This is a genomic window from Pararhizobium sp. (assembly GCF_035497515.1).
Taxonomy (GTDB): Bacteria; Pseudomonadota; Alphaproteobacteria; order Rhizobiales; family Rhizobiaceae; genus Pararhizobium.
In genome coordinates this window covers 35,428-58,769 of the sequence record NZ_DATJDJ010000175.1, presented here as the reverse complement: position 1 = coordinate 58,769, position 23,342 = coordinate 35,428, and the positions used below count along the sequence as shown (strand labels likewise).

The window sequence follows — 23,342 nt, the reverse complement described above, 5'->3', positions numbered from 1 at the left end:
GCTGCTGCCGATCAGGTTGCCTATTGCGATGTGGCGCTCATTGGGGAGGTGGCGACGACGGTCATCACAAGTTCGGGAGACGATGTGTCGGTGGCAACGATCGTCAGGCCGATGAAGGCATCGGATACTCCCATGGTTCCGCGCAAGGCCGGAGGCGCCGAAGACAAGCCAGTCCGCACATCCTCGGCGGCCACTGGCGGTTCGAGGCGCCCTTATCGGCCACCTCGATGATCGGGTTCATCGCGCTGCCGGCATCATCGTCTCCAACTCGATCCTGCCGGTTGATTTCGTGAGGCATGCCGACAGGCAGGACCAATCGTTTGCCGAGGTGCTGATAGAGGCCGGCGCCATCCGCTTCAACCAGTCCTGCTCACAGCGCTGGCGGCGATCATCGGTGCAGCCCTCGTCCCGAGGGACCGAATTTTCAGAGCTGGGTGATTTGGCTGCTGTTCGGCCTGATTTTATCGACGTTGTTTACCGTGCTCGTCATCCCGGCCATCTCCCGGGTGCTGAGAACATGAAGCCCCGTGTCGGATATGGCCGGCAGCTTGTTCAAGAAGCAATGTGGAAAGGCGCTCCGGCCTGGGCACGGCGACGGTCGCTGACGCTATCTGAGCGCCCGTAAAGCATTCAGGATAACCGCCACAACGACCACTTCCTGAAACAGAGCGCCCTGAACCGGCGGCAGGTAGCCCAATGCTGCGGCGGCCATCGCAGCGAGCGAAAGGCCCAGTCCCGCGAATACGCTTTGCAGGGCAATGTTTCGGCTGCGGCGCGCGACCGCCATGGCCTTGATCAGCGGTGCCAGTTCATCAACGAGTAGGACCACGCCAGCAACCTCGGATGACGAGGCCGTACCGCGTGCTCCCATGGCGACGCCGATATCGGCCAGGTCGCCGATGCGATAGCCAGGGTCAGCAACAGAAAACCGATCGCATACCGATCGGCGATACGGACCATGGGAGCCTTACTGGCCTGCGCTGCTTCCACAAGACGAACGATACCCGAATACGTGCTTTCCGCCGCGGTTCGGCTGGCAATAAGATCGAACGCCGGTCCAGCAGAGGCCGATCCACTCAGTGCTTGTTCGCCACTGAGCATTTTGCGGGGAAGGGACTCGCCGGTCAGCGCCGAAAGGTCGAGAACAGCGACCTGGCTGGCGATCCGTCCATCGACTGGAAGAACTTCGCCCTGTCGGATAAGCAGCCGATCTGCGGGACGCACCGAGCCGATCGGTACTTTCTCCAACCCGGTATCGCCATAGCGCATCGCCGTATGGGCGACGCGGCCCATCAATGCCGTCATTTCCCGCCGCGCCCGGCCTTGCGCAAAGGTCTCCAGGAATGCCCGCGACAATGTCGCCCTCGTCCTGCACCTTGCGGGGAAATCGGACGCCGAGGCACAGAGGCGCGCCGTCGAACTGCTTGACTATCTCGAGATCGGCCACCGCAAGGATGCGATGCCGGCTCTGCTCTCGGGCGGCGAGGCGCAGCGCGTGGCCATCGCCAGAGCGCTGGCGAACAGCCCGCGTATCATTCTTGCCGACGAGCCGACGGCGGCACTGGATTCCAAGCGGGCCGGCATCGTCATGGACCTGCTGCGCAAGCTCGCCGCGGAGCAGGATGCCTGCATCATCGCCGTCACGCATGATGAAAAGATCTACGACCGGTTCGACCGCCTCTATTACCTGCGAGACGGGCGTCTGCAAGAAGAACGGGAGGACGTGGCATGAACGATCCAGCCGACATCAGCCGTCTGGATTGTTCGTGAGTCCCGCCTTGAAGTAGGGCAGCATGACATCAGCCCAAAAAGCCGAGGCCGACCTTTCATCGGACACCTGCGGCAGATCATGCAGTGAGCGGTACGATCAACGGAATGCCGGATTGTGAACAAAGGAACTCAGCCTCGATCCCGTAGACGATCCGCAGTGTTTCCCGGGTAACGGCGGTTTCGAAGGGACCCACCCCGGCGACCTTGCCAGCGTCGAGCAGGAGCACCGTGTCGCTGTGGCGGGCGGCCAGGTTCAGATCGTGGATCGATATGATCACGAGTGCACCCGTTTCATCGACATAGTCCCGCAGCAGGCGGAACACCCGCATCTGGTGCTTGATGTCGAGTGCGCTCGTCGCTTCGTCGAGCAGGAGCAGACGGGGTTGCCGCAGGAGCCGCTGCGCCAGGAGGACGAGTTGCTGCTGACCGCCAGACAGCGCCTGCATTCCGCGCCGGGCGAGGTCGGAGATGCCGAGCGACTGGAAGGTTTTCGCTGCGGCGTTCAAAAGATCGTCGCCGACGCGCCAGCCGAGCCGCTCATGACAACCCAGCAGGACAACCTCGAGTGCGGTCAGCTCGGCGCGAATCTGGCAGTGCTGCGGCATGAAGCCGATCTCGTGGATATCGACGCTCTTGCCGTTCCAGGTAATGTCCCCGCAATATGGAAGAAGTCCGGCGATGGCGCTCAGCAACGTCGATTTTCCGGCGCCATTGGGTCCGACAAGGCCGACGATCTGGCCCGCCGCGAACGAGACGGTGACGCCGGACAGGATGGGTGTCCGCCCGTGGCGGACATCGACGTGATCAAGATGAAGGTAACGCGTCATGACGTGCTCCGCTTTCCGCGCCTCGAGATCACCGCAAACAATATGGGCACCCCGGCGACGGCGGTGATGATACCAACAGGAATGGCTGCGGCCGGTGATATGATCTTGCCCAGGACAGAGGCGCCGACGAGAATGATGGCGCCCATGAGCGCCGCCAACGGCAGGGAAAACCGGTGGTCGTCTCCGGCGAGGGTGCGGGCGGCATGAGGAGCGATCAATCCCACGAACCCAATGGTTCCCACGAAGCAAACCGCCGCGGCCGTCAACAATGCGACAATCAGGAACGTCTCCCTGCGAAGGCGCTGGACCGAAAGGCCGAGGCTTCGGGCATTGGCATCTCCGAGCCTTAGCGCGGTCAGCGCCCAGGTGGTGCGAATGACGAAGGGAATGCAGGCGGCGAGTATCAAGCTGCATATTGTCACGCCGGTCCAACTGGCCCTCAGCAGGCTGCCGAACAGCCAGAAGACAATCTGCTGCAGGACTTCCGGCGATGCCAGAAACTGCAGGAGCGCCTGCGCCGACTGGAAGAGGAACAATACCGCGATGCCGCCGAGGACCAGGATTTCCGGCGTGGCACCGCGAAACCGCGCCATGAAGTAGACAAGGCTGCAGGCGATGAGCGTCATGGCGAAGGCGGCGACCGGCACGGCGAGATAGGGTGGTAGCGGAACCAGCGCGCCAAACATGATAGCAAGCGCGGCGCCGAAACCCGCCGCAGCGGAAAAGCCGAGCGTGAACGGACTGGCCAGGGGATTGGACAGGATCGTCTGCATCTGCAGCCCCGCAAGGCCGAGGCAGGCACCGACGAGGCAACCCATGAGCGTTTGCGGCAGGCGCAATTGCCAGAGGATGGTCGCCGTCATCCTGTCCTCACCCTGCGGCCCGGCCAGCAGGCCGCGCCAGACGTCGGAAAGCGCCATTCCCGACGGGCCGGTCGTAAAGTCCAGCACCATCAGCACGCAGAGGCAAAGCGAGATGATGAGGATGGCGGCAATCCGGCGGACCGATGCGCGACGATAGGCGCCACGCACCGTCTCGAAGTCGTCAATTGCCAGGGTCATTGTCCGGCTGCCCTATAGGGCAACACGAAGACGCCGTCTGCCTTGATCGGCAGCCAGGCTTCGTAGTAGCGGCGGATGTTCTCGGCCGGATCGACATCCTCGAAGGCCTTCGGATAGAGCTGTTTGGCGATATATTGCGCATAGACGTAGTCGGAGAGGGTGCGGGCCCCACCGTGATAAATGGCATGGATCTCGCCGTTCCTCGCTGCGGGCAGATCCCGCCAGCCCGGGCGGGTCAGATAGGCATCCATGCGCTCGCGCGTCACGGCCGGATCGGCGCCGAAGCCGACGCTCACCGCCTGCGGCTTGTCCCGCCATTCGGAGCCCGCGAGAAAGATCAGGTCCGGCTGCTCGGTCAGAACGAATTCCGGACTGAGCGGTCCCCAGTTGCCGATCTGTCCTTTGGCGATATTGATGCCGCCGAGTTTGTCTATCAGTGCCCCCCACATGCTGCTGCCATAGGAGTTGCCGACCTCGGACGGCCCCTTTTGCGCCAGTTCGACATAGACCTTCTTGCCGGATGGGCCGGTGAGCCGGATGCGGGCGTCGATGTCCTCCATGGCGGCCCGGTACATCCCCGCAAGTGCCTTCGCGCGGCCGTCAGCGCCTGTCACCTTGCCGAGAATCTCGGTCGAGCGAGTGTGCTTTTCGACGGTCTGGGCATTATAGTCCAGCGTTACGATCGGGATGCCGGCAGCTTCGATCTGCCGTGTGCCCTCCCCGAGAGCGTCATAGGACCAGGCGGCGAGGATCAACAGGTCGGGTTTGGTGGCCAGAAGCTTCTCGATAGGGAATGTGCCATCCTCGGTGTTGCCGATTTCCGGAATCGAGGCGAGCTTCGGAAGCGCCTTCTCATAGGCGGCAAACTGGTTCGGCCGCCAATCCTTCCAGGTGGAGAGAGACAGCGCGACGACCTTGTCGATCGCGCCTGGGCCGGCGACCGCCAGATAGTCCTCGTAGTAGAAGCCGAGGGCAATTCGCTCGGCGGGTCTGGGCAGCGTCACCTCGCGCCCCTTGATGTCGATGACCTTGATTTCGGCAAGGCACGGCCCCGCGAGCGACACCAGAGCCGTGGCGGCGAGAAGAACGGACTTGATCTTGAACATTGATAGCTCCTGATTTCATTGCTGGCTCGCATGCCGGCGGCACGGGTCGGCAGCATGCCGATCCGCGTGGTTTGCCGGTCCGCGATCTACGCGACACGCGTGCTGGTCATGGGTGAATATGAGGTCGGATGCCGGGATTGCGGGAGGCAACAGCCGGCCCTATGGTGTTGGGATCGGCCGAGATGATGCAATCCAACGGCTCTTGCGGGCCGGTCGGACGGATGCGATCTATTGCAAATGCCATACCGTTCGCCGCAAGGCGATCAGGAGATCACTGGCGGGGGAGCGCGCGGATTGCCCGGATGGTATTCATTGGAATGAATTCGAACCGTTTGCGGGGGAGGTTGAAGCGTATCGGACGCACCGGGGGCGTGGCGGGTCCAACCCGTATCCGATGCGGTCGGCAGCAACTGCGATCCCATGCTGCAAGCGAGCATACAGCAATCGCTCGCCTCATCATGGCCGCCGCCCTGATCATCGGTGTCACTGGTGCAGATCGTGCCGCCAAAAGCATCGAGCTGCGGGTGGTCAGGCATCGCACGGAGCGCCGACACACTGACGACGGCATACAGGACCAGCATACAGCACGCGACAAGCGCCGTTCGCCATCCGCGGTGTCCTCGAACCACTCCCGTTCTCCCACCGCGCATTCCGCGACACTATCCAGTGAACGACGAATGAATACCCGCGACAGGCGCACTCTTCTTTGTTCTGCATCAACCAGGCTGCGGACACTTCGCGCAACTTAGTCTTGCGAGGCCGTCCGATCCGTTCGGCCGTCGCATCAGCGGCGCAGCGCCCATTCCACATCCGTCGAATTGCTTGCATAGCGGACAAGGGCTCTCACATTGCGTACCAGTAATTTTCGATCCAGGACACGGCGTGGAAGAGCCGCCGCTCGGCACGTTAGCGGTCTCGGCTGTTCGGGAGCCCGGCCTGAAAAAAAGGCAATGCGACCTCTACGCAGAGGCCGGGGCCGGCGACCCTATCGCGGAGCACGAGGGTTCCGCCATGGCTCTCGATGATCGCCGCGACGATCGGCAGACCGAGGCCGCTGCCCTGCTCGCGATTGCCGGGCGCGCGAAAGAAGCGATCCAGCACCCGGGGCCGCATCGCGGGGGGAATGCCGGGGCCGGTATCTTCCACACGGAGCTTCACCACGTTATCCTGCCGGCCGAGCACCACATCGATGCTGCCTCCACCGCCGTACCGCAAGGCATTGTCGATCAGGTTTCGAAGCATGGCGGCGAGCAGGTCGGCATTTCCCATGACCGGCAAGGCGTCTTCCCCACCCTCGAGTCCGATGTCGATGTTCAGGGCGGCTGCCCGGGGAGCAAAGTCGACAATCGCTTCGCGCGCCAGTCCGGCGAGGTCCACCCTCTCGCGGTTCTCCGCGCTGTCCACATCCTCCACTCTCGAAAGAGCGAGCAGCTGTTCGACGATACGCGTTCCGCGTTCGGTTCCGATAAGCACGTCCTCGATCGCCTGCCTGCATTGCGATGGATCGGAGGCATGTTGCGCCACCTGGGCATGGGCGCGGATGGCGGCTAGCGGCGTGCGCAATTCATGCGCCGCATCCGCCGCGAAGCGGCGATCACGGCCCCTCACAGCCTGGATCCGCCCGAACAGTGCATCCAGTGCAGTCACGACCGGCATGATCTCCGTCGGTGCCACTTCGGCTTCAAGCGGCGAAAAATCGGTCGCAGAACGCCGCCTGACGGCGTCAGCGACCCTTTCGAGCGGTTGCAGGCTCCAGCGCACCAAGCTCCAAACCAGTACCGACAACAGAGGTGCGGCGATCCACAGAGGATGGAGGATATGGGCGGCAATCCGGGAGGCGAAGCTCTCTCCAATCTCGTGGCGGGCGGCGACATCGACATGCAGTCCCGCCTCGCTGGCTGCCCCATATATGCGCCAGCTTCCCCCGGCATCAACCACGTCGCGATAACCTGCAATCCACTCCGATTCCGGAAGCGCCGGGCCGGCAGAGAGGACGATGTCCGAGGAGCGTGGATCGAGCCGCACGCGATAGGACAATGGCTGCGGGCCAGGAGCCCGGGAGCCGATCGGCGGCGCGTTCCTTACGTTTTCCACAGGCTGGCGCTTCACGAGCATGAGCAGCATGTCGGCGGTCTGGGCGAGATGCTCGTCGATCACCTCGTCGATAAGTCCCCGTGTGTCCTCGTAGGTGAAATAGGCGGTTGCCATCCATGCGGCGACCATGCCGCCGCCCAATGAGAATACCAGCCGACGGCGGAGAGAACTGCTCATGGGCTTGAGGGAACCATGTAGCCGACACCGCGCAAGGTACGGATGACCTCCGGGAAGAGCTTGCGCCGCAAATTGTGGATATGGACCTCGATCGTGTTGCTTTCGATTTCCTCACTCCATCCGTAGACCCGTTCCTCGAGTTGCTGGCGGGTGAGCACTCGTCCGCTGGACTGCATCAGGTCGTGCAATATCGCGAATTCCCGGTTCGACAGGCTGACCGGCAGCCCGTCGAGGGTCACGTTACGGCCCGCGGGGTCGAGGGTGACCCGACCGCTGACGAGGACAGGGGCGGCCACGCCCTTCGACCGCCGGATCAGCGCCCGAAGCCGCGCTTGCAGTTCGGCCAGGTCGAACGGCTTGATCAGATAATCATCGCCGCCCGCATCCAGGCCGGAAATTCTGTCGGCGATCGTGTCGCGCGCCGTCAGCACCAGAACCGGTGTCCTGTCGCGCGCGGTGCGCCTTCGACGCAAAAGAGAAAGCCCGTCCAGGCGCGGCAGGCCGAGGTCGAGCACCACCGCGTCATAGTCCGCAGTTTCCAGCGCCACCTCCGCATCCTCTCCATCCTGAACCCAGTCGGTCGCGAAGCCGCCTTGCGAGAGGCCGGCGACGAGCCCGCGACCGAGCAGGATATCGTCTTCGACCAGCAGCAATCTCATCGGCCTACCTCTCCATTGTTTCCGCTTTGGAAGCTATCCACCGGACGCACCGGTGAATAGCCCTGGTCGAGCGACGAGGCGATCATGCCGCGCCGGCGCCGCTTCATTTCAACGCTTGCCAATCCGGATGGTCGAAATGTTCCCCATATGCATTCAGTGCATGCACGATCAACTCAACACTCTCGCGCGGCTCCACCCCGTCTTGCAGTTCGCCGATCCCGTCGATCACCTGACCGAGCACGATGTGCAACTGTGCGTCTACGTCTGGCTCGAGCTTGCAGTTCTCGACCATGAAATCCACCTCTTTCTGGATGCCGGCGGCAAGCGTCTTGTATTCTGCCGATGGAAGCGTGCCCTGGTGGACCGCTTCAAGGCGGGCGGCGACCGCATGGCGGATGCCGTCGATCCCCTTGATCATGTTGAGGTCGCCCTTCCATTTTTCGCCGGCGTTGAGCGTCAGTTCCGTCACGGCCGCCGGATGGTCGTGTTGCGCGGCGGTCTCCGCCCAGGCGAACCCACCCGGGAGGCTGAGGATCGACGTGAGAACCAGCGCGGCGATGCTATTGCGAATAGGCATTTCTTGCTCCTTTGCGGTCTGCATGGCGACATCGGTGCCATGTCCGCTCGATAGCCGGCCCAGCTTATGGCCCGCTTAAGGTTTCCGGCCAGCGTCGCCTGCCCATGTTCCTATTCGCTTCACCCTCGGGTGCTGTGGGCGGACGGACTCGCGCGGGAGATCAGTCCGTCCACCTTGATGCAGACTCCGGTCTGGCGCCCCGGAACCGGCGAGATTATGGTGAGCCGTCCTCCCGCCCGATCGACAATTGCCTTGACAATTGCAAGGCCGAGCCCGGCCCCGTTGCCGGTTGCGCCGCCACGTTCGAATCGCTGCGGCAGCCTTTCGATCAACGTCTGCGGTAGAATGGGCCCCTCGTTGCCGACGGTCAGAGTGCCGTCGGCATCGAGCACCACTTCAACGGGTCGGCCCGGGGCTCCGTGGCGCAGCGCATTCTCGATTAGGTTCCGGCAGAGTATCCCGAACGCGTCGGGGTCGATATCCGAAATCACCGGCGTGGACGGCAAAGAGAGGACGATCTTCGAATGGTCATCCGGGATCGATCCCCCAAAGTGCCGCACTTCAAGGCTCAGCACTTGTCTCATGTCGGAAGTCGTATCCAGGTGCAGCTGGCTTCCCTCGGCACGAGCAAGCTGCATCAGCTTTTCTGCCATCCGCATGAGACGCTTCAGGGTCGCTTCGATTTCGCTGGCGCGCTGCGCGGCTTGCCGGTCGCGGGTCTCGGTCCTCAGGCGCTGTGCCTGGGCGATTGCGCCCGCGACCGGTGTGCGCAGCTCGTGGGCAGCATTCGCGGCAAAGCTGCGTTCCGCCTCGAAAGCGGCACGCAGGCCGGAAAGGAGCCGATCGATCGCGCCGGCGATCGGCTTCAGTTCACTCGGCGGCGCGGTGTCGGGCAGCGGCGAGAGATCGTGTACGCCACGCTCTTCCAACGCCTGCTTGAGCCTGCGGAGGGGGCGAAAGCCACTACGTGTGGCAAAGGCGGCCGCAGCGAGGCTGAGCGGGATGACCACAACGAGTGGCAGCGCCAGTGCGACCAGCATCTCGCGCGAAACTTCCGCGCGATGATCGAGCGGTTCGGCGACTGTGATGGTGACTTTACCGTTACGCGCCGCGTCATAGTAGAGACGATGACTGGGAGTCCGGCGGAACCCGCGGCCGTCGAAGGAGGGGAAATCCGTGTCCTCGGCGCCCGAGGACCTGAGCAGAACCTGCCCAGCGCTGTCGCGGACAAGATAGGTGATTGCCTGGTCATGCGGGCGGAGCTCCTCGACATGTTCCTCGCGATCGTCGTCATCGTCATCATGCTGGCGCTTGCGCAGATCGTGCAGTGCGAGCGGCAGGATACGCTCGGCCGTAGCCCGGAGGTCCCTGTCGAACACCTCCTCCATTTGATGACCCAGTCTCTGGGCTGTGATGAAGGCTGCAACCAGCCACAGGATCGTGACGGAAAGTCCGACCGCTAGAGCCACGCGCGCCTGGAGGGAATGAAGCAGAGTCATGGTTGCCCCAGCCGGTAGCCCAGACCGCGTTCGGTCTCGATCACATGTGGCCCTAGTTTCTTTCGCAGCCGGCTCACATGCACCTCTATCGTATTGCTGTCGATCTCCGTATCGAAGGAATAGAGACGTTCCTCGAGCTGCGCCTTTGAGAGCAATTGCCCGGGACGCTGCACGAAGGCCTCGAAGAGCGCCCATTCCCGGGCGGTAAGCACCACGATGCACCCGTTGTTCCGTATCCGCCGCGCAGCAAGGTCGATCTCCAACGCGCCGAGCGTGACCAGCGGATTGGGGTTTCCGACATAGCGGCGCGCGACCGACCCGATGCGCGCCGAAAGTTCGGCCAGATCGAACGGCTTCACCAGATAGTCGTCCGCACCGGCATTGAGGCCGGCGATGCGATCCGATACCTGGTCGAGCGCGGTGAGGATGATCACGGGTGTCACGTCGCCCCTTGCCCTCAACGCCTTGAGGAACGGAACGCCCAGCCCGTCCGGCAGCATCAGGTCCAGAAGCACCAGATCATATGCGGCCACAACCAGGGCATCTCCGGCCTTGTCCAGCCGGTTTGCCCAGTCGACCGAATGCCCGTCGCCGGCGATCTGGTCGCGGACGGCGGCCCCCAGCACCGTATCGTCTTCGATCAGCAGCACCCTCATCGCCATTCCTCGTATTGGTCTTCCGAGACTTAATCCATCCGCCACCTTACGGGAAGCTGAAGCAATGCCGCACGCCCCGTCAGGAGCCCGTCAGACTGCTGACTGACCTTCGTCGCGTCCCGAAGCGGAGGGGTTCCGCGAATTCGGACGAAGGAGACTGACATGAACAAGCATCGCAAATTTCTGTACGCGACCGCTGCCGGCGGGCTGCTCGCAGCATTTGTGCTGGTGGCAGGTATTGCGGGACCGGCCGCCAGCGAAATCTTTCCGGTTTTCAAATCCGAGCGAAATGTCTTGCAGGCTGTGAGCGATCGCGACCGCCATCACCACAAGCGCAAGCACCACCGTCATCACCATTACCAGGGCGATCATGACGATGATGAGGATGACGAAGAGGACCGGGGCGACCGCAAGCAGCGCACCCTCGATCCCGCATTGCACGCAACGCCACCTGCCAACGGCCTGATCCTCCAAGGATCGAAGCCGAAGGTTCAGGTCAATTAGGTCCCACCCCATAGCAAGGAAACGATGATGAAAACTCTTCTTGCGGCACTCGCGGTGACCACCGCGCTGACCGTTCCGGCTATCGCAACGGCCCGTGAAGTAACCCTGACCACCAATGTCCAGAACTATGGCGGCGACGGCGCCTATCTCGTCTATTACGTCACGGACGCGAAAGGCGCCTATGTCGGCAGTCTCTGGATGGCCGGCGGAAAGGCCAAATACTACAGTCATCTTAGCGACTGGTACCGCGCCACAGGCGGCGATACGGCCCAGATCGACGGCATTTCCGGTGCCAGTGTCGGCGCCGGTCGCAAGCTCGAAGTCACGCTGGATCTTGCCGACGCATTGTTCGACGCGGGCTATGAGCTGCACGTCGATGCCGCTGTCGAAGACATGCGCGACAGTCCCTCGGAAATCGTTGTCCCGCTCACGACGACGGGTGCAGGCACGCATGTCCGTGGCCGCCGCTATATCGCCGATTTCACCTACGGCCCCTGAATAGATAGGATTTTATCATGATGCGATCCCTGCACCGCTGGCCAGGCGTGGTCGTGGCCATTCTCGTAACCGTAGTGGCCCTGAGCGGAGCTGCTCTCTCTGTATTTCCTGCTTACCAGGCCTGGACGGGGCCGGTCAGCGTCGAGGCAAGTGTTGCCGACATTGCGACGCGCGTCCAGGTACGGTATCCGTCCGTGGAGCAGATCCGCAGGGCGCCGTCAGGCCGTATCACGGCTTATCACACCGAAGGCGGTGGGGCTGTCTCGTCGATCATTGATCCTGAAACCGGATCGGCGGTCGAGCGGGTCGGCACACCTACAGTACAACGCTTCCTAACCAACCTGCACCGCTCGCTTTTCCTCGGCGACCCCGGCCGCATCGCTGTTGCCACCGGTGCAGCGGCCATGGTGGTATTGTGCCTGTCGGGCCTGTCCATGCTGGCGCGCCGCGCCGGCGGCTGGCGCCACATCCTTTCGCGCAACCGCGGAACGGGAGACGGACGACGGCACGCGACTGTGGCGCGCCTGACCGTCGCGGGTCTTCTGCTGTCCTCGACGACCGCTCTCTGGATGGCGGCATCCACCTTCGGCTTCGTGCCGGAAGGCAATGGTCCTCCGCCCTTTCCGACGGCAGTCAGCGGAAAAATGGGCGCCACTCCCGGCGCCATCACGCTCCTTCGTGATACCCCAATCGAGGATTTGCGCCTGCTCTCCTTCCCTGTGGCGGGAGACGAGACGGATGTGCTGACGCTCAAAACAACGGAAGGCGAGGGATATATCGATCAGGGCACCGGTGAGCTTCTCACCTGGTCGGACGTCAGCACCTTCGAGAGGGCCGGCGAGGTGATCTCCATGCTCCATACCGGCCGGGGTGCCGCCCTGCTTGGTCTTCTGCTCGGCTTCTCCGCGCTCGGCGTTCCGATCCTGAGCTGGACGGGCGTCCGGCTCATGATCCCCGCGCTTCGGTTCGGAAAACGCACTTCCGTCCCCGCCGATCAGGCCGACACGATCATCCTGGTCGGCAGCGAAGGCGGCAGCACGTGGGCATTCGCCGAGACGCTCCGGGCGGCGCTCGAAGCCGCCGGCGCGCGGGTCCATACAAGCCCCATGACGTCGTTCGCACCCGGCCCCTGGCGCAAGGCGGAGCGGGTGATCCTTCTCGCTGCGACCCATGGCGACGGCGACGCGCCTGCATCCGCGCGCAACTTCCTTGAACGACTCGACGCACTGTCCGAGGCCCCGAAAGCCCCTGTCGCCATCCTCGGTTTCGGGGACCGCTTCTATCCTCGCTTCTGCGGCTTTGCGCAGGACGTGGCGGAGGCGGCGAAGGCAAAAGGCTGGGCGATGTTGCTGTCGATGGAAACAGTCGATCGGCAATCGCCCCAGGATTTCGCGCGCTGGGGGCGCTCGCTTTCCCAAGCGCTGCACCTGCCGTTCGAACTCGACCACGAGGCGTCGCCTCCGGCAACGATCGAGTTGGGCCTGCTCAGCCGGCGCGACTATGGCGCCGATGTGCAGGCTCCGGTCTCGATCCTTCGTTTCGCCTTGCCGAAAGCGGGTCTCTGGGCGCGGCTGACGGGCAGAACCTTCCCAACCTTCGAAGCGGGCGACCTGATCGGTGTCCTCCCGGAAGGCTCCACTTGCCCCCGCTTCTATTCGCTCGCATCGGCAAGTAGCGACGGCTTTCTTGAAATCTGCGTGCGCCGCCAGCCGGCTGGTCTTTGCTCAAGCCAACTCACCACGCTGGAGCCGGGGCAGACGATGAAAGCGTTCCTCCGCCCGAATCCGAATTTTCGGATCGAGGCCGGCACGCGACCTGTTCTGTTGATCGGCGCCGGCACCGGCATCGGCCCACTCGCCGGATTTGCCCGAAGCAATACGAAAGGCCAGCCGATGCACCTGTTCTTTGGCGCGCGCCATCCGTCGAGTGATGCTCTCTATGCGGAGGAGATCGCCGATTGGCGGGCGGATGGACGGCTTTCCTCCGTAACCACTGCCTATTCACGGTGTACGGCACCGCTCTATGTCCAGGATGCCTTGCACCGAGACGCCGTGCGTGTGGCACGGTTGATCTCAGAAGGTGCCCAGATCATGGTCTGCGGCGGACGCGACATGGCGGCCGGTGTCGCCAGCGTCCTTACCGACATTCTCGCCGGTCAGGGACCGACGATTGCCAGCCTGAAGGCGGAGGGTCGCTATGCCGAAGATGTCTACTGATTTCCAGCGCTTTGCCCTGAACGGTCCTACAATGGGAACCCGCTGGTCCGCTGTCTTCCACGCCCCGGTGAATTTCGAGGGGGCGCCGCTGAAGCTCACGCTCGCGGCGGCGGTCGCGGAGGTGGACGAGCAGATGTCGATCTGGCGAAAGCAGAGCGATCTCAATCGGCTAAACGATGCCCCGCCCGGCCAATGGCTGTCATTGCCGCACCCGTTAATGGAGGTTCTCGCCAGAGGGCTGGAGATCGGCGGCGCGAGCGGAGGGGCCTTTGATATCGGGCTTGGGGATGCAACCGGTGCCTGGGGCTTCGGCCCGGAAGCCGCCTCCAATGACACGATATATGCCGCTCGCACCAGGGCACGCCTGCCGGCCTACGAGGTTCTCGAACTGGACCGCGACAATCGACGCGCACGCAAGCATGGGCCGATGACCTTCGACCTCAACGGGATCGCCAAGGGATATGGCGTCGATCGCCTGTCCAAAGCTGCCGAGGAACACGGAATCGCCAGCGCACTGCTCGCCATAGACGGGGAATTGAAGGCTATCGGCGCGCGCCCGGACGGCTCGCAGTGGACTATTGCCATCGAGGCCCCCGACAGGGACAGGCGAAGCGCCCATTCCATCCTGGAGCTCTCGGATGCAGCCATCGCTACATCAGGCGATTATCGCCACTGGGTGGAGATCGCCGGGAAGCGCCTCGCCCATACGATCGATCCCGCCCGGGGCATGCCGCTCCACGCCTCGCCGGCATCGGCAACGGTCATCGCCGCCGATTGCGCTACCGCAGACGCCTGGGCGACCGCGATGATGGTGCTGGGCAGGGACAGGGGCCGTTCGCTGGCAGAGGCACAAGGTCTTACGGTGCTGTTCATCGAACGAGGCGCCTCGAACGAGCTTGACCGATTTGGAGCGACCTCGCGGCCGACAAGGTCTCATCCAGCGACAGGCTCCGAATTCGTCCAGTCGCGGTAGCAGTCAGGATCCTTCACCGTCGGCTGCGCCCGGACCCAAAGCTCATAGGTTACCCGCGTACGGCACGGTTCCTGCGCAAACATCCATTATTAAATCAAGTGGCGGCTCACGGGCCCAGAAAGTTTGCGGCTGCGGCTTCAGGCAGCGCTCGTTCGCGCCGAACCTTGTCGCACCCCGACGATCCGCAGGATCATTGCAAGCTCGCCTGATGGTTCGGCCGTTGCGACACCGTCGAAGTCGCCACGCAGCGCCTTCAGGGCATAGCGTTCCTGGCCGATTTCATCGGCAGTCCTGAAGCCCAGTCGCCTGAGGATCGGTATAGGCGGGCACCAGCCCTGGATCGCATGCTGCAGGAGGAAGCCTGTTACGATGACAGGAAGGCCGAACCATTTGCGGTCTCCCGAAATGCCCAGCATCAGGCCGGTCAGTGCAAGCGCGGAAGCATTCGCCTCAATGGCGCGCTCAATGTCCCATTCCCTGTCGAGCTGGCCGATCGTTGATCGATCTCTGCGCGGTTGTCCTGATAATAGGCCAGGCGCCGCTCCATCTACAGCCGGATACGGCGATTGGTCTCCGGCGAGGTGTGTTCCTGCACGCATTGGGCGGTACTTTGCATCGGGGTCTCCTTCAGCCTCTAACCTCCTTGGTGATGATAGGTTCCCGATCGACGGCAAATTCGCGACAAGCCTGCTCGTGTCACGCCGTCTGTTCTTGCAGGTGCCCGTCACGCAGGTGATAGAGCCGGTCGAACCGGTCGTAGATCTTTTCATCATGCGTGACGGCTATGATGCAGGCATGCTGCTCTGCGGCCAGCTTGCGCAGCAGGTCCATGACGATGCCGGCCCGCTTCGAATCCAGCGCCGCCGTCGGCTCGTCCGCGAGGATGATGCGCGGGCTGTTCGCCAATGCCCGGGCGATGGCCACGCGCTGCGCCTCTCCGCCTGACAGGAGCGCCGGCATCGCATCCTTGCGGTGGCCGATCTCGAGATAATCGAGCAGTTCGACGGCGCGCTTCTGTGCCTCGGCATCCGATTTTCCTGCAAGATGCAGGACGAGGGCAACATTGTCACGGGCGTTGAGGAAGGGCAGGAGATTGTGGAACTGGAAGATGAAGCCGATCTTGTCGAGCCTCAGGCGCCGGAGATTGTCTCTCAGCCAACGCTTGTCGTAGACGGTTTCCCCGTCCAGCCAGACGCTCCCATCGCTTGGTTCGATGATGCAGCCAATGATGTTGAGCAGCGTCGTCTTGCCCGATCCGGAAGGTCCGAGCAATGCCACGACCTCGCCCGAAAGGACCTTGAGATCCACGCCCTGCAGTGCATCGACCCGGGTCGGCCCCTCGCCGTAATGTTTCGACAGGCCGGAAACCTCGACAACCACCGGGCTTGCGTCATCCACCATGCTTATCCTCCGATCGCCGTGGCCGGATCGACCTTCAACGCGGCGCGAACACCGAGACCACTCGCCAGAACGCAGACCAGGAAAATGATGCCGGCAAGCGCCACCGCGTTGACCGGTTCCAGCAGGACACGGCGGGGAAAGTAGTCCTTGACCAGCAGGATCAAGACGAGGCCGAGGCCCCAGCCAACCGCGCCGAGTGCCACCGCCTGCTGGACGATCAGGCCGATGATGGTCCGGTCCCGCGCGCCGATCAGCTTCAGCGTGGCGATTTGCTTCAGTTTCTCCATCGTCATCGTATAGATGATGAGGGCGATGACCACTGCCGAGACCGTCAGCAGGATAGCGAGAAAAAGCCCGATCTGCCGGCGTGCGCGATCGACCACGGATCGGATCAGCAGGTCCTCCTGCTCGACCTGGGTCATCGCCGAGAGATGTTTCCATTGCCGGATGGTCCGGGCGACGGAGCGGATATCAGCCTCCGGTTCGAGATGGACGATGATGGCGGCGACGGTGTCGCCTTTCGCCGGTGCCTCGCCGCGCGCTGATTGCACCCTGGCTGCAGATGGCGACTGCTGGGATTGCAGCGTCAGCGCGTCCGAAAGTGTGATGTAGACGACAGGATCGCCGCCAGAACTCATCGCATCCTCGATCAGCCCGACGACCCGGAAATGATTGCGCCCGAGCCTGACGCGGTCCCCGATCGAGAGACCGGACTTGCGATCGGCGACCACCTCGAAATGGCTGCGCTCGATGGCGCGCCCTTCGACGAGATTGCGCGGTTCGCCGATGCGACCACGCTCGTAGCCGATCACATAAAGCCGTAGCGTCTTGCCGGCGTGCGGCGTTTCCACGGTTTGATAAGTAATGCTGCCCGCATCACGCACGCCATGCAGGCGGGCGATCGTCTCGCGGGTACCGTCAGGAATCTTCGAGGGTTCGGCAAAGGGTCCGAGCCGACCGGCCTCGACAACCCAGAGGTCGGCTCCCGGCGCGCGGACGACGTTCAGCGCGTCTGCCACCAGTCCGTTGTAGATACCCATCATCGCTAGCACCAGCCCCATCAAGAGCCCGAGCCCGAGACAGGTGAGGATGAAGCGAAAGAGATTGTGACGAACGTCGCGATAGGCGAGGTTCATGGAACCGGCTCCTCGATCACGCGAGCTATGCGTCCTTCCAGCTGCTTCTTCAGCGGCGTGGTGACGATTTTCGCATCTTCGGGCAGGCCGCTCACCACCTCAATCCGGGCATCCTGGTCCTTATGGCCGAACGTCAGTTCGATTTCGGCAAGCCTGCCGTCGCGCACGACGTTTACCCGGCCCCTGTGGCCGTCGAACCCGCTGATCGCATCCTCGGGCACGAGGAGAGCCTCCGCCAGTTCCGCGACAGTGATCATGACCTCCGCCTGTTCGCCGAGAAAGGCGCGTGGAGGACAGATCTCGCATGCGATCCAGACGCGGCGCTCCTCGTTGACGCGGTCGCTCTCGATGCCAATCCGCGCCACTCTCCCGTGATAGACGTCATGCGGCATGGAGCGCAGGCGTATGTCCGCCTTCTGGCCGACAGCCAGAAAGCCGGCACGCTCCTCGTCGATATAGGCGAGGACCCATACACTGCCGGGGTCCATCAGCGTATAGATGACGTCGCCGGCGCGAACCACGGTTCCTGCTTCGGCATGCCGTTCCACGACGACCCCATCGAAAGGCGCCCTAAGCTCGTGCTGGCTCAGAATTGCCTGTTCATAGGCGAGCGCGGCGGCTGCGTCGGCGACCTGGGACCTGACGACGTCAACCTCCGTGCGTGCGATGGTGAGGTCGGCTGCGGCGACTTCACCATCGCGTTTCGCCTCTTCGGCCATCTGGTGCGAACTGACATTGCGACCGACAAGCGTTTGTTGGCGCTCATCGGCGGCCCGTCTCTGGGCGAGCACCGTCACAGCCTTGGCAACATTCGCTTCTGCCTTATCGAGATTGGCCGCCGCCCCCTCCGCGGCGGCGCGGGCACGCGCGACGCGACTGACCTGGACATCCTTGTCGAGATGGGCGAGCAGGTCGCCCCTTGTTACGGCATCACCGTCATCGGCCGAGAGTTGCGTCACGGCAGCGCCCACCTGGAAGCCGATTTTGGACACGATTCGAGCTTCCACGGTTCCCAGCCCATAGACCCTGATGGCGACATTGCGTTCGGTCGATGCGACCGGTACGGCAATCGGCCGGCTGGTCAGGACCATATAAGCGGTCGCCGCGCCGGCGGACAGAACCGCGACTGCCAGCAGCTTCGCCATCTTGCCGCCCTTCATGTCCGGTCCTCCTTCCGAGCCAAAACTGAAAACAGTTCCAGCTGAACCGTAAGCAGGCGTTTGCCCTCCGACCTGAGCTCAAACCCGCGCGCGCCCAAGGACCAACGGATTGCAACACCTTGAACGAGGGAGATCAGAAGCACCGCTCCATCGGCGGGATCGATGTCGGCGCGAAACACGCCGGCCTTCTGGCCCCTGTCCAGTTCTTCGCAGAGAATTTGATGGAAGGCGGCGAGCAGGCCGGCGAATGTCTGGCGCAGATCGACGTTCTCGACCTGAAGTTCCCGCGAAAACAGGATCGCCGGAATGGCGGGGTGCAGCTCGATCGTACGCAACTGGATGTCGATCACTGCGGCGATCCGCTTCTCTGGCAACGTGACGGCGGAGAGTGCCTCCTGCCATCCGGCTATCATATGCTGCCGGATTGTCTGAGCCACTGCGAGCCAGAGCGCCTGCTTGGTTGGGAAATGACGGAAGATCGCCGGTTGGCTCACCCCGATCGCCTCGGCAACGGCGCCCGTAGTCAACCGGTCCGGTCCCAATTCGTCGGCAAGCCGCAACGCGGTCATCAAAATCTGTTCCTTGCGCTCTGCCGACGGTTTTCGCATAGTCTTCACCCTTGTTAGTTATAGATAACTAACAAGGGTGTGAGGAAAAATCAATCGACCTTAGCGTGAGGTCGAAACAATTGGCTGCCCATCCGCTCAGCGCATCGCGAACAGTTCCTGATGGAAGTGTTCGGCTGACGGCAAACCGTGGCCGAGGAGGTCGTTTCGCAGGGCGTCGCCGAAGGCGGCCGGGCCACAGAACCAGATGCTTGCCTGTTTCCAATCCGGCGCGACAGCGCGAATCCGTTCACCGGTCAGCAGTCCGTCACGCGCATTGTGGAAGACGTGGAGCCGCACGCCGGCGGCCTCGGCATCTTTGGTGAGCTTGGCGATGGCCTCATCGCTCCAGTCGGCGGTGGTGTGGAACAGATCGATTGCCTGGCAGCGCGGCCGGCCGGAATAGAACTGGCGATCCCTGGCGAGCTGCTTCATGCGAGCAATGAAAGGGCTAACGCCGATACCGGCGCCGACCCAAATCTGCCGTGGCCGATCGTCATCGAAGGTGAAACATCCATAGGGCCCCTCGATTTTGACCGGTTGCCCGACCCGCAGCGAGTCAGCCATGCGTCCCGTATAGTCACCCAGCGCCTTGCTGACAAAAGTCAGCTGGTGGTCCGACGGGTTCCACGACGATGCGATCGTGCAGGGGTGGGGGCCCTCGGATTCGTCCCAGGTTACAAAGGCGAATTGCCCGGGCTTGTGGCCCGGCCAGCCATCGGGTGTGTCGATTTCACCCTCGACCACGCGAAGGGCCGGGAAGTAATGGAGCCTGGTGATCGTGCCGGCCACTTTCCTGGCGGCGCCGACGCGGCGTGCCAGCACCACGATCGCGGCCCAACTGCCGTAGGCGAGAAGGATCGCGATGACTGCGCCGAGTGGGGAGGTCCAGTAGGAATAATCGGTCAGAACCACCGTATGAAAGACAAGCGCCAGATAGACGACCGCGAGGAGACGATGCGTCTTGTAGAAGAACCGGTAGGGGATACGCTGGATGAGCGCGACCGCTATCAACAGCACTGCAAGGTAGAAGGCCCATTCGCCGATGCCTTCGGCGGCCCCTCGCCAGGACCGGAGTGTCTCTTCCACCGCATTGGCGGAAACCTTCGGTGGACCCCGCTCCGGGCGGGTGAGCCAGCCGAAGCCAACGAGCCATTTCGGACCCTGCGACCACAGCCAGTGGATACTCGCGACCAGCAGCGCGCCGATGCCGAGCCATTTGTGCAGCCGATACATCTTATCAAGCCCACCGAGCCATCGCTCCGTCCATCTCGGACGAAGGGCAAGGATTATCGCAACGCTCATGAAGCTCATCGCCAGAATGCCGCTGAGTTGAACCATTGATCCGCGCAGGGCAAAAAAGCCCGACGCCTGCAGGACGCGCGGATCGACCACCAGCCATAATATCCCGAGCAGAGCCACCAGGCTCCAGAACGCGATCTTGATGCGCTTCATCAGGTTCTCCATCTCGCGACGGCCGGATACACGGCCGTTCGGGCTTGCCAACTGGCAGACATACGGTTCAAGGAGTTTGATCCTTGCATCGTCTGGCGACGTTTTCATTGTCCAAGGTCAAACCTATTCCAGTGGAAAAGCCTCAGGGCGTGTGGGTTTGCTTGTCGGCAGGTTTCGAATGCCCTGCGACAAGATTGCTGTGTTTCAGGCCTTTCGGATTGGATCTGCGAGGAGCCGCAGGCCGTTGAGCACGACCAGGACCGTGCCGCCTTCATGGCCAAGCACCGCCAATGGCATTGGGAGGGCGAAGAACAGGCTTGAAAGCACTAGAACGATCATCGCCCCGACCGCGAAGACGAGATTCTGCCGGATGATGGTGCGCGTCCTACGGGCGATGCGCCGGGCTGCGGCCAGGCGCTCCATATTCTCGGAGAGGAGGGCAACGTCGGCGGCCTGCAGCGCAACCTCGCTGCCGGCCGCGCCCATTGCGATGCCGATGTCGGCGCGGGCAAGAGCAGCAGCATCGTTGACGCCGTCGCCCACGAACGCAATCTTGCCGATCTTCGCCATTTCCGAAATCAATCGCACCTTGTCTTCGGGGAGCAGGTCCGCATGGATCTCCTCGGGCTGCATTCCTAGTTCGGCGCCGATACGCTCGGCAACAGCTCGCCGATCGCCGGTCATCATCGCTATCTTGCCGACGCCGTCCGCACGCAGAGCGGCAAGTCCTGCTGCGGAACTTGCGCGCGGCTGGTCGGCGACGCTCACCGCACCAAGAAGATCGCTATCCCGCCCGAAATAGACAATCGTTTGCATCGAAGCTGCCATGGCTGCGATCCCGGCATCGTGGAGCGAGGCGTTCATGCGATTGGCCATCCGGATATTGCCGGCCCACAGGGTGCCTTTGTCATGAAGCCCGGTGATACCCTCGCTCGGAATGTTGACGACATCGCGGATTTCGGCGGGCTCCAGCCCTCGTTCTGCGGCAAAGCGTCGGATTGCGGCAGCGCTTGGATGCTCCGACTGGCTTTCCAGCCCCGAAAGCAGCGAAAGAAACTGCTTTTCCGGAATGCGAGTGAAAAAACCGGTGACTTCGGCTTGGCCCGTGGTCAGTGTTCCGGTCTTGTCGAAGGCGAATATCTGGACTGCCGCCAATGTCTCCAGCGCGCTTCCCCCCTTGAACAGGACGCCTCCGCGCGCTGCGGCGCCGAGTGCCGAGAGGATCGCCGCCGGCACCGAAATGACGATGGCACAGGGACTGGCGGCAACCAGAATGGTCGCGGCACGGTACAGCGCATCATCGAACGACCAGCCGAACGAAAGCAATGCCGCGAAGAGAAGTGTCGAACCGGCAACGACGGCAATCGTGTATTTCTGCCCGAACCAATCGCTGAAACGCTCGGAAGGTGCGCGATCGGCCTGCGCCTGCGTCACCAGCGCAATCATGCGAGCGACGGTACTTTCGGCAATCGGGCGGCTTACCGTCATCGTAAGGACCGCGTTGAGGTTGACGGTGGCCTCGAAGACTTTGCTGCCGGCGACCTTTTCAACGGGCATGGATTCGCCGGTAATCGTTGCTTCGTCCATCGATCCCGTTCCGTCCAGCACCACGCCGTCGGCGGGCACCCGGGATCCGGGACGCAGCACGACGATGTCGCCCGGCAAAAGGGTTTTCACCTGAACCTCGATCGTCCGGCCATCAGGCAGCTTCTTGAGCGCCGTATCCGGACGAAGTTTCATCAACGCCTCGACCGCCCGCCGTGCCCGGGCCATGGCACGGTGCTCCAGCGTCGTGGAAATGCTGAAGAGCGTCAGAAGCACCGCGCCCTCGAGCGCCGCGCCAACAGCCGCCGCAGCTATAGCGGCGAGGACCATCAAGAAATCGATATCCAGGACATGCCGGCGCCAGAGGGAGAGCCACGCATTGATGGCCGGAGGAATTCCCCCGGCGATATAGGCGAGACAGAGCCCGATCACACCCCACCAGCCAGGAGCGACGAAAGCTGCCAGCGCGGCAAGAGCGAGGCCGAGTATGGTCAATCCGCTGAGCAGGAGCATTTGGCGATCAGAGGTATTTTCCATCGTCAATTTCCAGCCCTACCGGTTCGGTACGTTCCGACACTGTTAGAATAGTTCCAGAATCCGACGAACTCGTCATTGATCAAAAGCAAGGATCGAGGGGGCAGCTGGAATTCGATCAGCATGACTATCCGGATAGCGTGGCGTTGCCGGCTCACGTCCGTCCCGTCGGGTACGCGGTTGCGTTATCCGCATACGGGCAGCGGATTGCTCCGACCATCCTGTTAGCCTGCTTTCGACATTGCCCACGAACGGCACTCCGCCCCGGGCAAACTGTTCATTTTCTGAGAACCCGGTAAATGGCGGGGATCACGAGCACGGTCAGCAAGGTCGAGGAAATGACGCCAAACAGCAGCGAGATGGCCAGACCCTGGGCGCGATCAGCATGTCGGTTGGCGCTTGCTCGCCAACGCTCACTAGTCTTCAGCGAACACCACAACGTATTTGGAACGATCAGAATCTCCAGATCATCTAAGTGGCCCAATAAGCGCAAGGGCAGTCCTGATGGCCGCTGTTGGAGCAATTCTGCCCGTTGAAGATATCGAAGAGCCGAATGGATTTTGAGCTGTATCGAGCCAAAGATCATTCCGGGATTCGAGATACCCATTGGGTTGTGGGATATCCGCGACTCCCGCGATCTGTGGCGCGGAAATGAACAGTATCGCTGCGAACAGCGTTAGAGCAGGTCTAAGATGGTGAGGAGATGGAGGTACAGTGAGGGTTCTTCAAAAGCTCACGCTTGACCTGCTCACTCTAAGGCAGTGGTCCCTGTGCATGTGACAGCGCCGGTCCTTTCTTTTGTACGAGTGTGCGTCGTCTTGTTATCGGCGTCCTGCATATTTATGTCTACTAGACACCATCGCACCTGTCAGGTGCCGGGGCTACAACT

25 protein-coding genes and 1 pseudogene are annotated in these 23,342 nt (G+C 62.6%); 6 read left to right on the top strand and 20 right to left on the bottom strand.

The genetic code is table 11. The features are described from left to right. Nucleotides 1-20 precede the first annotated feature (20 nt). On the bottom strand, nt 21-134 hold the full coding sequence (locus VL202_RS18465; protein WP_325465539.1) for a hypothetical protein: 114 nt from the start codon (nt 132-134) through the stop codon (nt 21-23). Nucleotides 135-179: 45 nt separating this feature from the next. Here VL202_RS18465 and VL202_RS18460 point away from each other — a divergent pair. After that, a pseudogene (locus VL202_RS18460) lies at nt 180-521 on the top strand (efflux RND transporter permease subunit); the annotation flags it as partial. A gap of 86 nt (nt 522-607) precedes the next feature. On the opposite strand, the gene VL202_RS25995 reads toward VL202_RS18460, so the two are convergent. Continuing rightward, on the bottom strand, nt 608-829 hold the full coding sequence (locus tag VL202_RS25995) for a hypothetical protein (protein ID WP_414692894.1): 222 nt from the start codon (nt 827-829) through the stop codon (nt 608-610). Then, nucleotides 796-1,305: a hypothetical protein gene (locus tag VL202_RS18455; protein WP_414692893.1), complete on the bottom strand. Its 510-nt coding sequence runs from the start codon at nt 1,303-1,305 to the stop codon at nt 796-798. Before VL202_RS18455 ends, VL202_RS25995 begins: the two co-directional genes overlap by 34 nt. Between VL202_RS18455 and VL202_RS18450 the strand changes: the two genes are divergently transcribed. Further along, on the top strand, nt 1,268-1,732 hold the full coding sequence (locus tag VL202_RS18450; protein ID WP_325465564.1) for an ABC transporter ATP-binding protein: 465 nt from the start codon (nt 1,268-1,270) through the stop codon (nt 1,730-1,732). The two genes, VL202_RS18455 and VL202_RS18450, sit on opposite strands and share 38 nt — an antisense overlap. Before the next feature lie 115 nt (nt 1,733-1,847). Here VL202_RS18450 and VL202_RS18445 read toward each other — a convergent pair whose 3' ends face one another. From VL202_RS18445 to VL202_RS18405, 9 genes are all read right to left on the bottom strand, one after another. Beyond that, nucleotides 1,848-2,597, bottom strand: coding sequence for an ABC transporter ATP-binding protein (locus VL202_RS18445; RefSeq protein ID WP_325465538.1), 750 nt, complete (start codon nt 2,595-2,597; stop codon nt 1,848-1,850). Then, complete coding sequence (locus tag VL202_RS18440; RefSeq protein ID WP_325465537.1) at nt 2,594-3,658, bottom strand: iron ABC transporter permease; 1,065 nt, start codon at nt 3,656-3,658, stop codon at nt 2,594-2,596. Before VL202_RS18440 ends, VL202_RS18445 begins: the two co-directional genes overlap by 4 nt. Continuing rightward, nucleotides 3,655-4,764 (bottom strand): ABC transporter substrate-binding protein, encoded by a 1,110-nt coding sequence (locus VL202_RS18435; protein WP_325465536.1) that lies wholly within the window; start codon nt 4,762-4,764, stop codon nt 3,655-3,657. The genes VL202_RS18440 and VL202_RS18435 overlap by 4 nt, the downstream gene beginning before the upstream one ends. Nucleotides 4,765-5,027: 263 nt before the next feature. After that, the gene (locus VL202_RS18430; protein WP_414692892.1) at nt 5,028-5,414 is read right to left on the bottom strand and encodes a DUF2946 family protein; all 387 of its coding nucleotides are present in this window, start codon (nt 5,412-5,414) and stop codon (nt 5,028-5,030) included. A gap of 256 nt (nt 5,415-5,670) precedes the next feature. Beyond that, on the bottom strand, nt 5,671-6,999 hold the full coding sequence (locus VL202_RS18425; protein ID WP_325465534.1) for an ATP-binding protein: 1,329 nt from the start codon (nt 6,997-6,999) through the stop codon (nt 5,671-5,673). Nucleotides 7,000-7,031: 32 nt separating this feature from the next. After that, entirely contained in the window at nt 7,032-7,694 is a 663-nt protein-coding gene (locus VL202_RS18420) for a response regulator (protein WP_325465533.1), read from the bottom strand. 103 nt (nt 7,695-7,797) lie between these two features. Continuing rightward, nucleotides 7,798-8,295 (bottom strand): hypothetical protein, encoded by a 498-nt coding sequence (locus VL202_RS18415; RefSeq protein ID WP_325465532.1) that lies wholly within the window; start codon nt 8,293-8,295, stop codon nt 7,798-7,800. A gap of 95 nt (nt 8,296-8,390) precedes the next feature. Then, complete coding sequence (locus VL202_RS18410) at nt 8,391-9,770, bottom strand: ATP-binding protein (protein WP_325465531.1); 1,380 nt, start codon at nt 9,768-9,770, stop codon at nt 8,391-8,393. Continuing rightward, on the bottom strand, nt 9,767-10,426 hold the full coding sequence (locus tag VL202_RS18405; protein WP_325465530.1) for a response regulator transcription factor: 660 nt from the start codon (nt 10,424-10,426) through the stop codon (nt 9,767-9,769). Before VL202_RS18405 ends, VL202_RS18410 begins: the two co-directional genes overlap by 4 nt. Nucleotides 10,427-10,588: 162 nt before the next feature. Here VL202_RS18405 and VL202_RS18400 point away from each other — a divergent pair, with 162 nt between their 5' ends. Genes VL202_RS18400 through VL202_RS18385 form a run of 4 tightly spaced genes read left to right on the top strand, consistent with a single transcriptional unit; the run spans nt 10,589 to nt 14,617 of the window. Then, a complete protein-coding gene (locus VL202_RS18400; protein ID WP_325465529.1) occupies nt 10,589-10,930 on the top strand; it encodes a hypothetical protein in 342 nt (113 codons plus the stop codon). A 27-nt stretch (nt 10,931-10,957) separates the two neighbouring features. After that, nucleotides 10,958-11,428 carry a DUF2271 domain-containing protein gene (locus VL202_RS18395; protein WP_325465528.1) on the top strand — a complete coding sequence of 157 codons (471 nt, stop codon included), beginning with the start codon at nt 10,958-10,960 and terminating at the stop codon, nt 11,426-11,428. 17 nt (nt 11,429-11,445) lie between these two features. Beyond that, nucleotides 11,446-13,644 (top strand): PepSY domain-containing protein, encoded by a 2,199-nt coding sequence (locus VL202_RS18390; RefSeq protein WP_325465527.1) that lies wholly within the window; start codon nt 11,446-11,448, stop codon nt 13,642-13,644. Beyond that, a complete protein-coding gene (locus tag VL202_RS18385) occupies nt 13,625-14,617 on the top strand; it encodes an FAD:protein FMN transferase (RefSeq protein ID WP_325465526.1) in 993 nt (330 codons plus the stop codon). The genes VL202_RS18390 and VL202_RS18385 overlap by 20 nt, the downstream gene beginning before the upstream one ends. A gap of 137 nt (nt 14,618-14,754) precedes the next feature. Here VL202_RS18385 and VL202_RS18380 read toward each other — a convergent pair whose 3' ends face one another. From VL202_RS18380 to VL202_RS18345, 8 genes are all read right to left on the bottom strand, one after another. After that, nucleotides 14,755-15,033, bottom strand: coding sequence for a hypothetical protein (locus tag VL202_RS18380; protein WP_325465525.1), 279 nt, complete (start codon nt 15,031-15,033; stop codon nt 14,755-14,757). Nucleotides 15,034-15,313: 280 nt separating this feature from the next. Continuing rightward, nucleotides 15,314-16,018 (bottom strand): ABC transporter ATP-binding protein, encoded by a 705-nt coding sequence (locus VL202_RS18375; RefSeq protein ID WP_325465524.1) that lies wholly within the window; start codon nt 16,016-16,018, stop codon nt 15,314-15,316. Nucleotides 16,019-16,020: 2 nt separating this feature from the next. Beyond that, on the bottom strand, nt 16,021-17,154 hold the full coding sequence (locus VL202_RS18370; protein ID WP_325465523.1) for an ABC transporter permease: 1,134 nt from the start codon (nt 17,152-17,154) through the stop codon (nt 16,021-16,023). After that, the gene (locus VL202_RS18365) at nt 17,151-18,314 is read right to left on the bottom strand and encodes an efflux RND transporter periplasmic adaptor subunit (RefSeq protein WP_325465522.1); all 1,164 of its coding nucleotides are present in this window, start codon (nt 18,312-18,314) and stop codon (nt 17,151-17,153) included. The genes VL202_RS18370 and VL202_RS18365 overlap by 4 nt, the downstream gene beginning before the upstream one ends. Continuing rightward, nucleotides 18,311-18,883: a TetR/AcrR family transcriptional regulator gene (locus VL202_RS18360; RefSeq protein ID WP_325465521.1), complete on the bottom strand. Its 573-nt coding sequence runs from the start codon at nt 18,881-18,883 to the stop codon at nt 18,311-18,313. Before VL202_RS18360 ends, VL202_RS18365 begins: the two co-directional genes overlap by 4 nt. Before the next feature lie 135 nt (nt 18,884-19,018). Beyond that, complete coding sequence (locus VL202_RS18355; protein WP_325465520.1) at nt 19,019-20,374, bottom strand: ferredoxin reductase family protein; 1,356 nt, start codon at nt 20,372-20,374, stop codon at nt 19,019-19,021. A 204-nt stretch (nt 20,375-20,578) separates the two neighbouring features. Continuing rightward, a complete protein-coding gene (locus VL202_RS18350) occupies nt 20,579-22,456 on the bottom strand; it encodes a cation-translocating P-type ATPase (RefSeq protein WP_325465519.1) in 1,878 nt (625 codons plus the stop codon). 274 nt (nt 22,457-22,730) lie between these two features. Continuing rightward, entirely contained in the window at nt 22,731-23,060 is a 330-nt protein-coding gene (locus VL202_RS18345) for a hypothetical protein (protein WP_325465518.1), read from the bottom strand. Nucleotides 23,061-23,342: the final 282 nt, after the last annotated feature.

Excerpts from the sequence above, each read along its gene's own strand:
- VL202_RS18465 (WP_325465539.1), bottom strand. The coding sequence starts at position 134 with ATGGGAGTATCCGATGCCTTCATCGGCCTGACGATCGTTGCCACCGAC.
- VL202_RS18385 (WP_325465526.1), top strand. The coding sequence starts at position 13,625 with ATGCCGAAGATGTCTACTGATTTCCAGCGCTTTGCCCTGAACGGTCCT.
- VL202_RS18455 (WP_414692893.1), bottom strand. The coding sequence starts at position 1,305 with ATGACGGCATTGATGGGCCGCGTCGCCCATACGGCGATGCGCTATGGC.
- VL202_RS18360 (WP_325465521.1), bottom strand. The coding sequence starts at position 18,883 with ATGACCGCGTTGCGGCTTGCCGACGAATTGGGACCGGACCGGTTGACT.
- VL202_RS18395 (WP_325465528.1), top strand. The coding sequence starts at position 10,958 with ATGAAAACTCTTCTTGCGGCACTCGCGGTGACCACCGCGCTGACCGTT.
- VL202_RS18400 (WP_325465529.1), top strand. The coding sequence starts at position 10,589 with ATGAACAAGCATCGCAAATTTCTGTACGCGACCGCTGCCGGCGGGCTG.
- VL202_RS18375 (WP_325465524.1), bottom strand. The coding sequence starts at position 16,018 with ATGGTGGATGACGCAAGCCCGGTGGTTGTCGAGGTTTCCGGCCTGTCG.
- VL202_RS18365 (WP_325465522.1), bottom strand. The coding sequence starts at position 18,314 with ATGAAGGGCGGCAAGATGGCGAAGCTGCTGGCAGTCGCGGTTCTGTCC.
- VL202_RS18355 (WP_325465520.1), bottom strand. The coding sequence starts at position 20,374 with ATGAAGCGCATCAAGATCGCGTTCTGGAGCCTGGTGGCTCTGCTCGGG.
- VL202_RS18440 (WP_325465537.1), bottom strand. The coding sequence starts at position 3,658 with ATGACCCTGGCAATTGACGACTTCGAGACGGTGCGTGGCGCCTATCGT.
- VL202_RS18430 (WP_414692892.1), bottom strand. The coding sequence starts at position 5,414 with ATGCGCGGTGGGAGAACGGGAGTGGTTCGAGGACACCGCGGATGGCGA.
- VL202_RS18420 (WP_325465533.1), bottom strand. The coding sequence starts at position 7,694 with ATGAGATTGCTGCTGGTCGAAGACGATATCCTGCTCGGTCGCGGGCTC.
- VL202_RS18410 (WP_325465531.1), bottom strand. The coding sequence starts at position 9,770 with ATGACTCTGCTTCATTCCCTCCAGGCGCGCGTGGCTCTAGCGGTCGGA.
- VL202_RS18380 (WP_325465525.1), bottom strand. The coding sequence starts at position 15,033 with ATGCTGGGCATTTCGGGAGACCGCAAATGGTTCGGCCTTCCTGTCATC.
- VL202_RS18415 (WP_325465532.1), bottom strand. The coding sequence starts at position 8,295 with ATGCAGACCGCAAAGGAGCAAGAAATGCCTATTCGCAATAGCATCGCC.
- VL202_RS18370 (WP_325465523.1), bottom strand. The coding sequence starts at position 17,154 with ATGAACCTCGCCTATCGCGACGTTCGTCACAATCTCTTTCGCTTCATC.
- VL202_RS18345 (WP_325465518.1), bottom strand. The coding sequence starts at position 23,060 with ATGGGTATCTCGAATCCCGGAATGATCTTTGGCTCGATACAGCTCAAA.
- VL202_RS18350 (WP_325465519.1), bottom strand. The coding sequence starts at position 22,456 with ATGGAAAATACCTCTGATCGCCAAATGCTCCTGCTCAGCGGATTGACC.
- VL202_RS18405 (WP_325465530.1), bottom strand. The coding sequence starts at position 10,426 with ATGAGGGTGCTGCTGATCGAAGACGATACGGTGCTGGGGGCCGCCGTC.
- VL202_RS18435 (WP_325465536.1), bottom strand. The coding sequence starts at position 4,764 with ATGTTCAAGATCAAGTCCGTTCTTCTCGCCGCCACGGCTCTGGTGTCG.
- VL202_RS18390 (WP_325465527.1), top strand. The coding sequence starts at position 11,446 with ATGATGCGATCCCTGCACCGCTGGCCAGGCGTGGTCGTGGCCATTCTC.
- VL202_RS18445 (WP_325465538.1), bottom strand. The coding sequence starts at position 2,597 with ATGACGCGTTACCTTCATCTTGATCACGTCGATGTCCGCCACGGGCGG.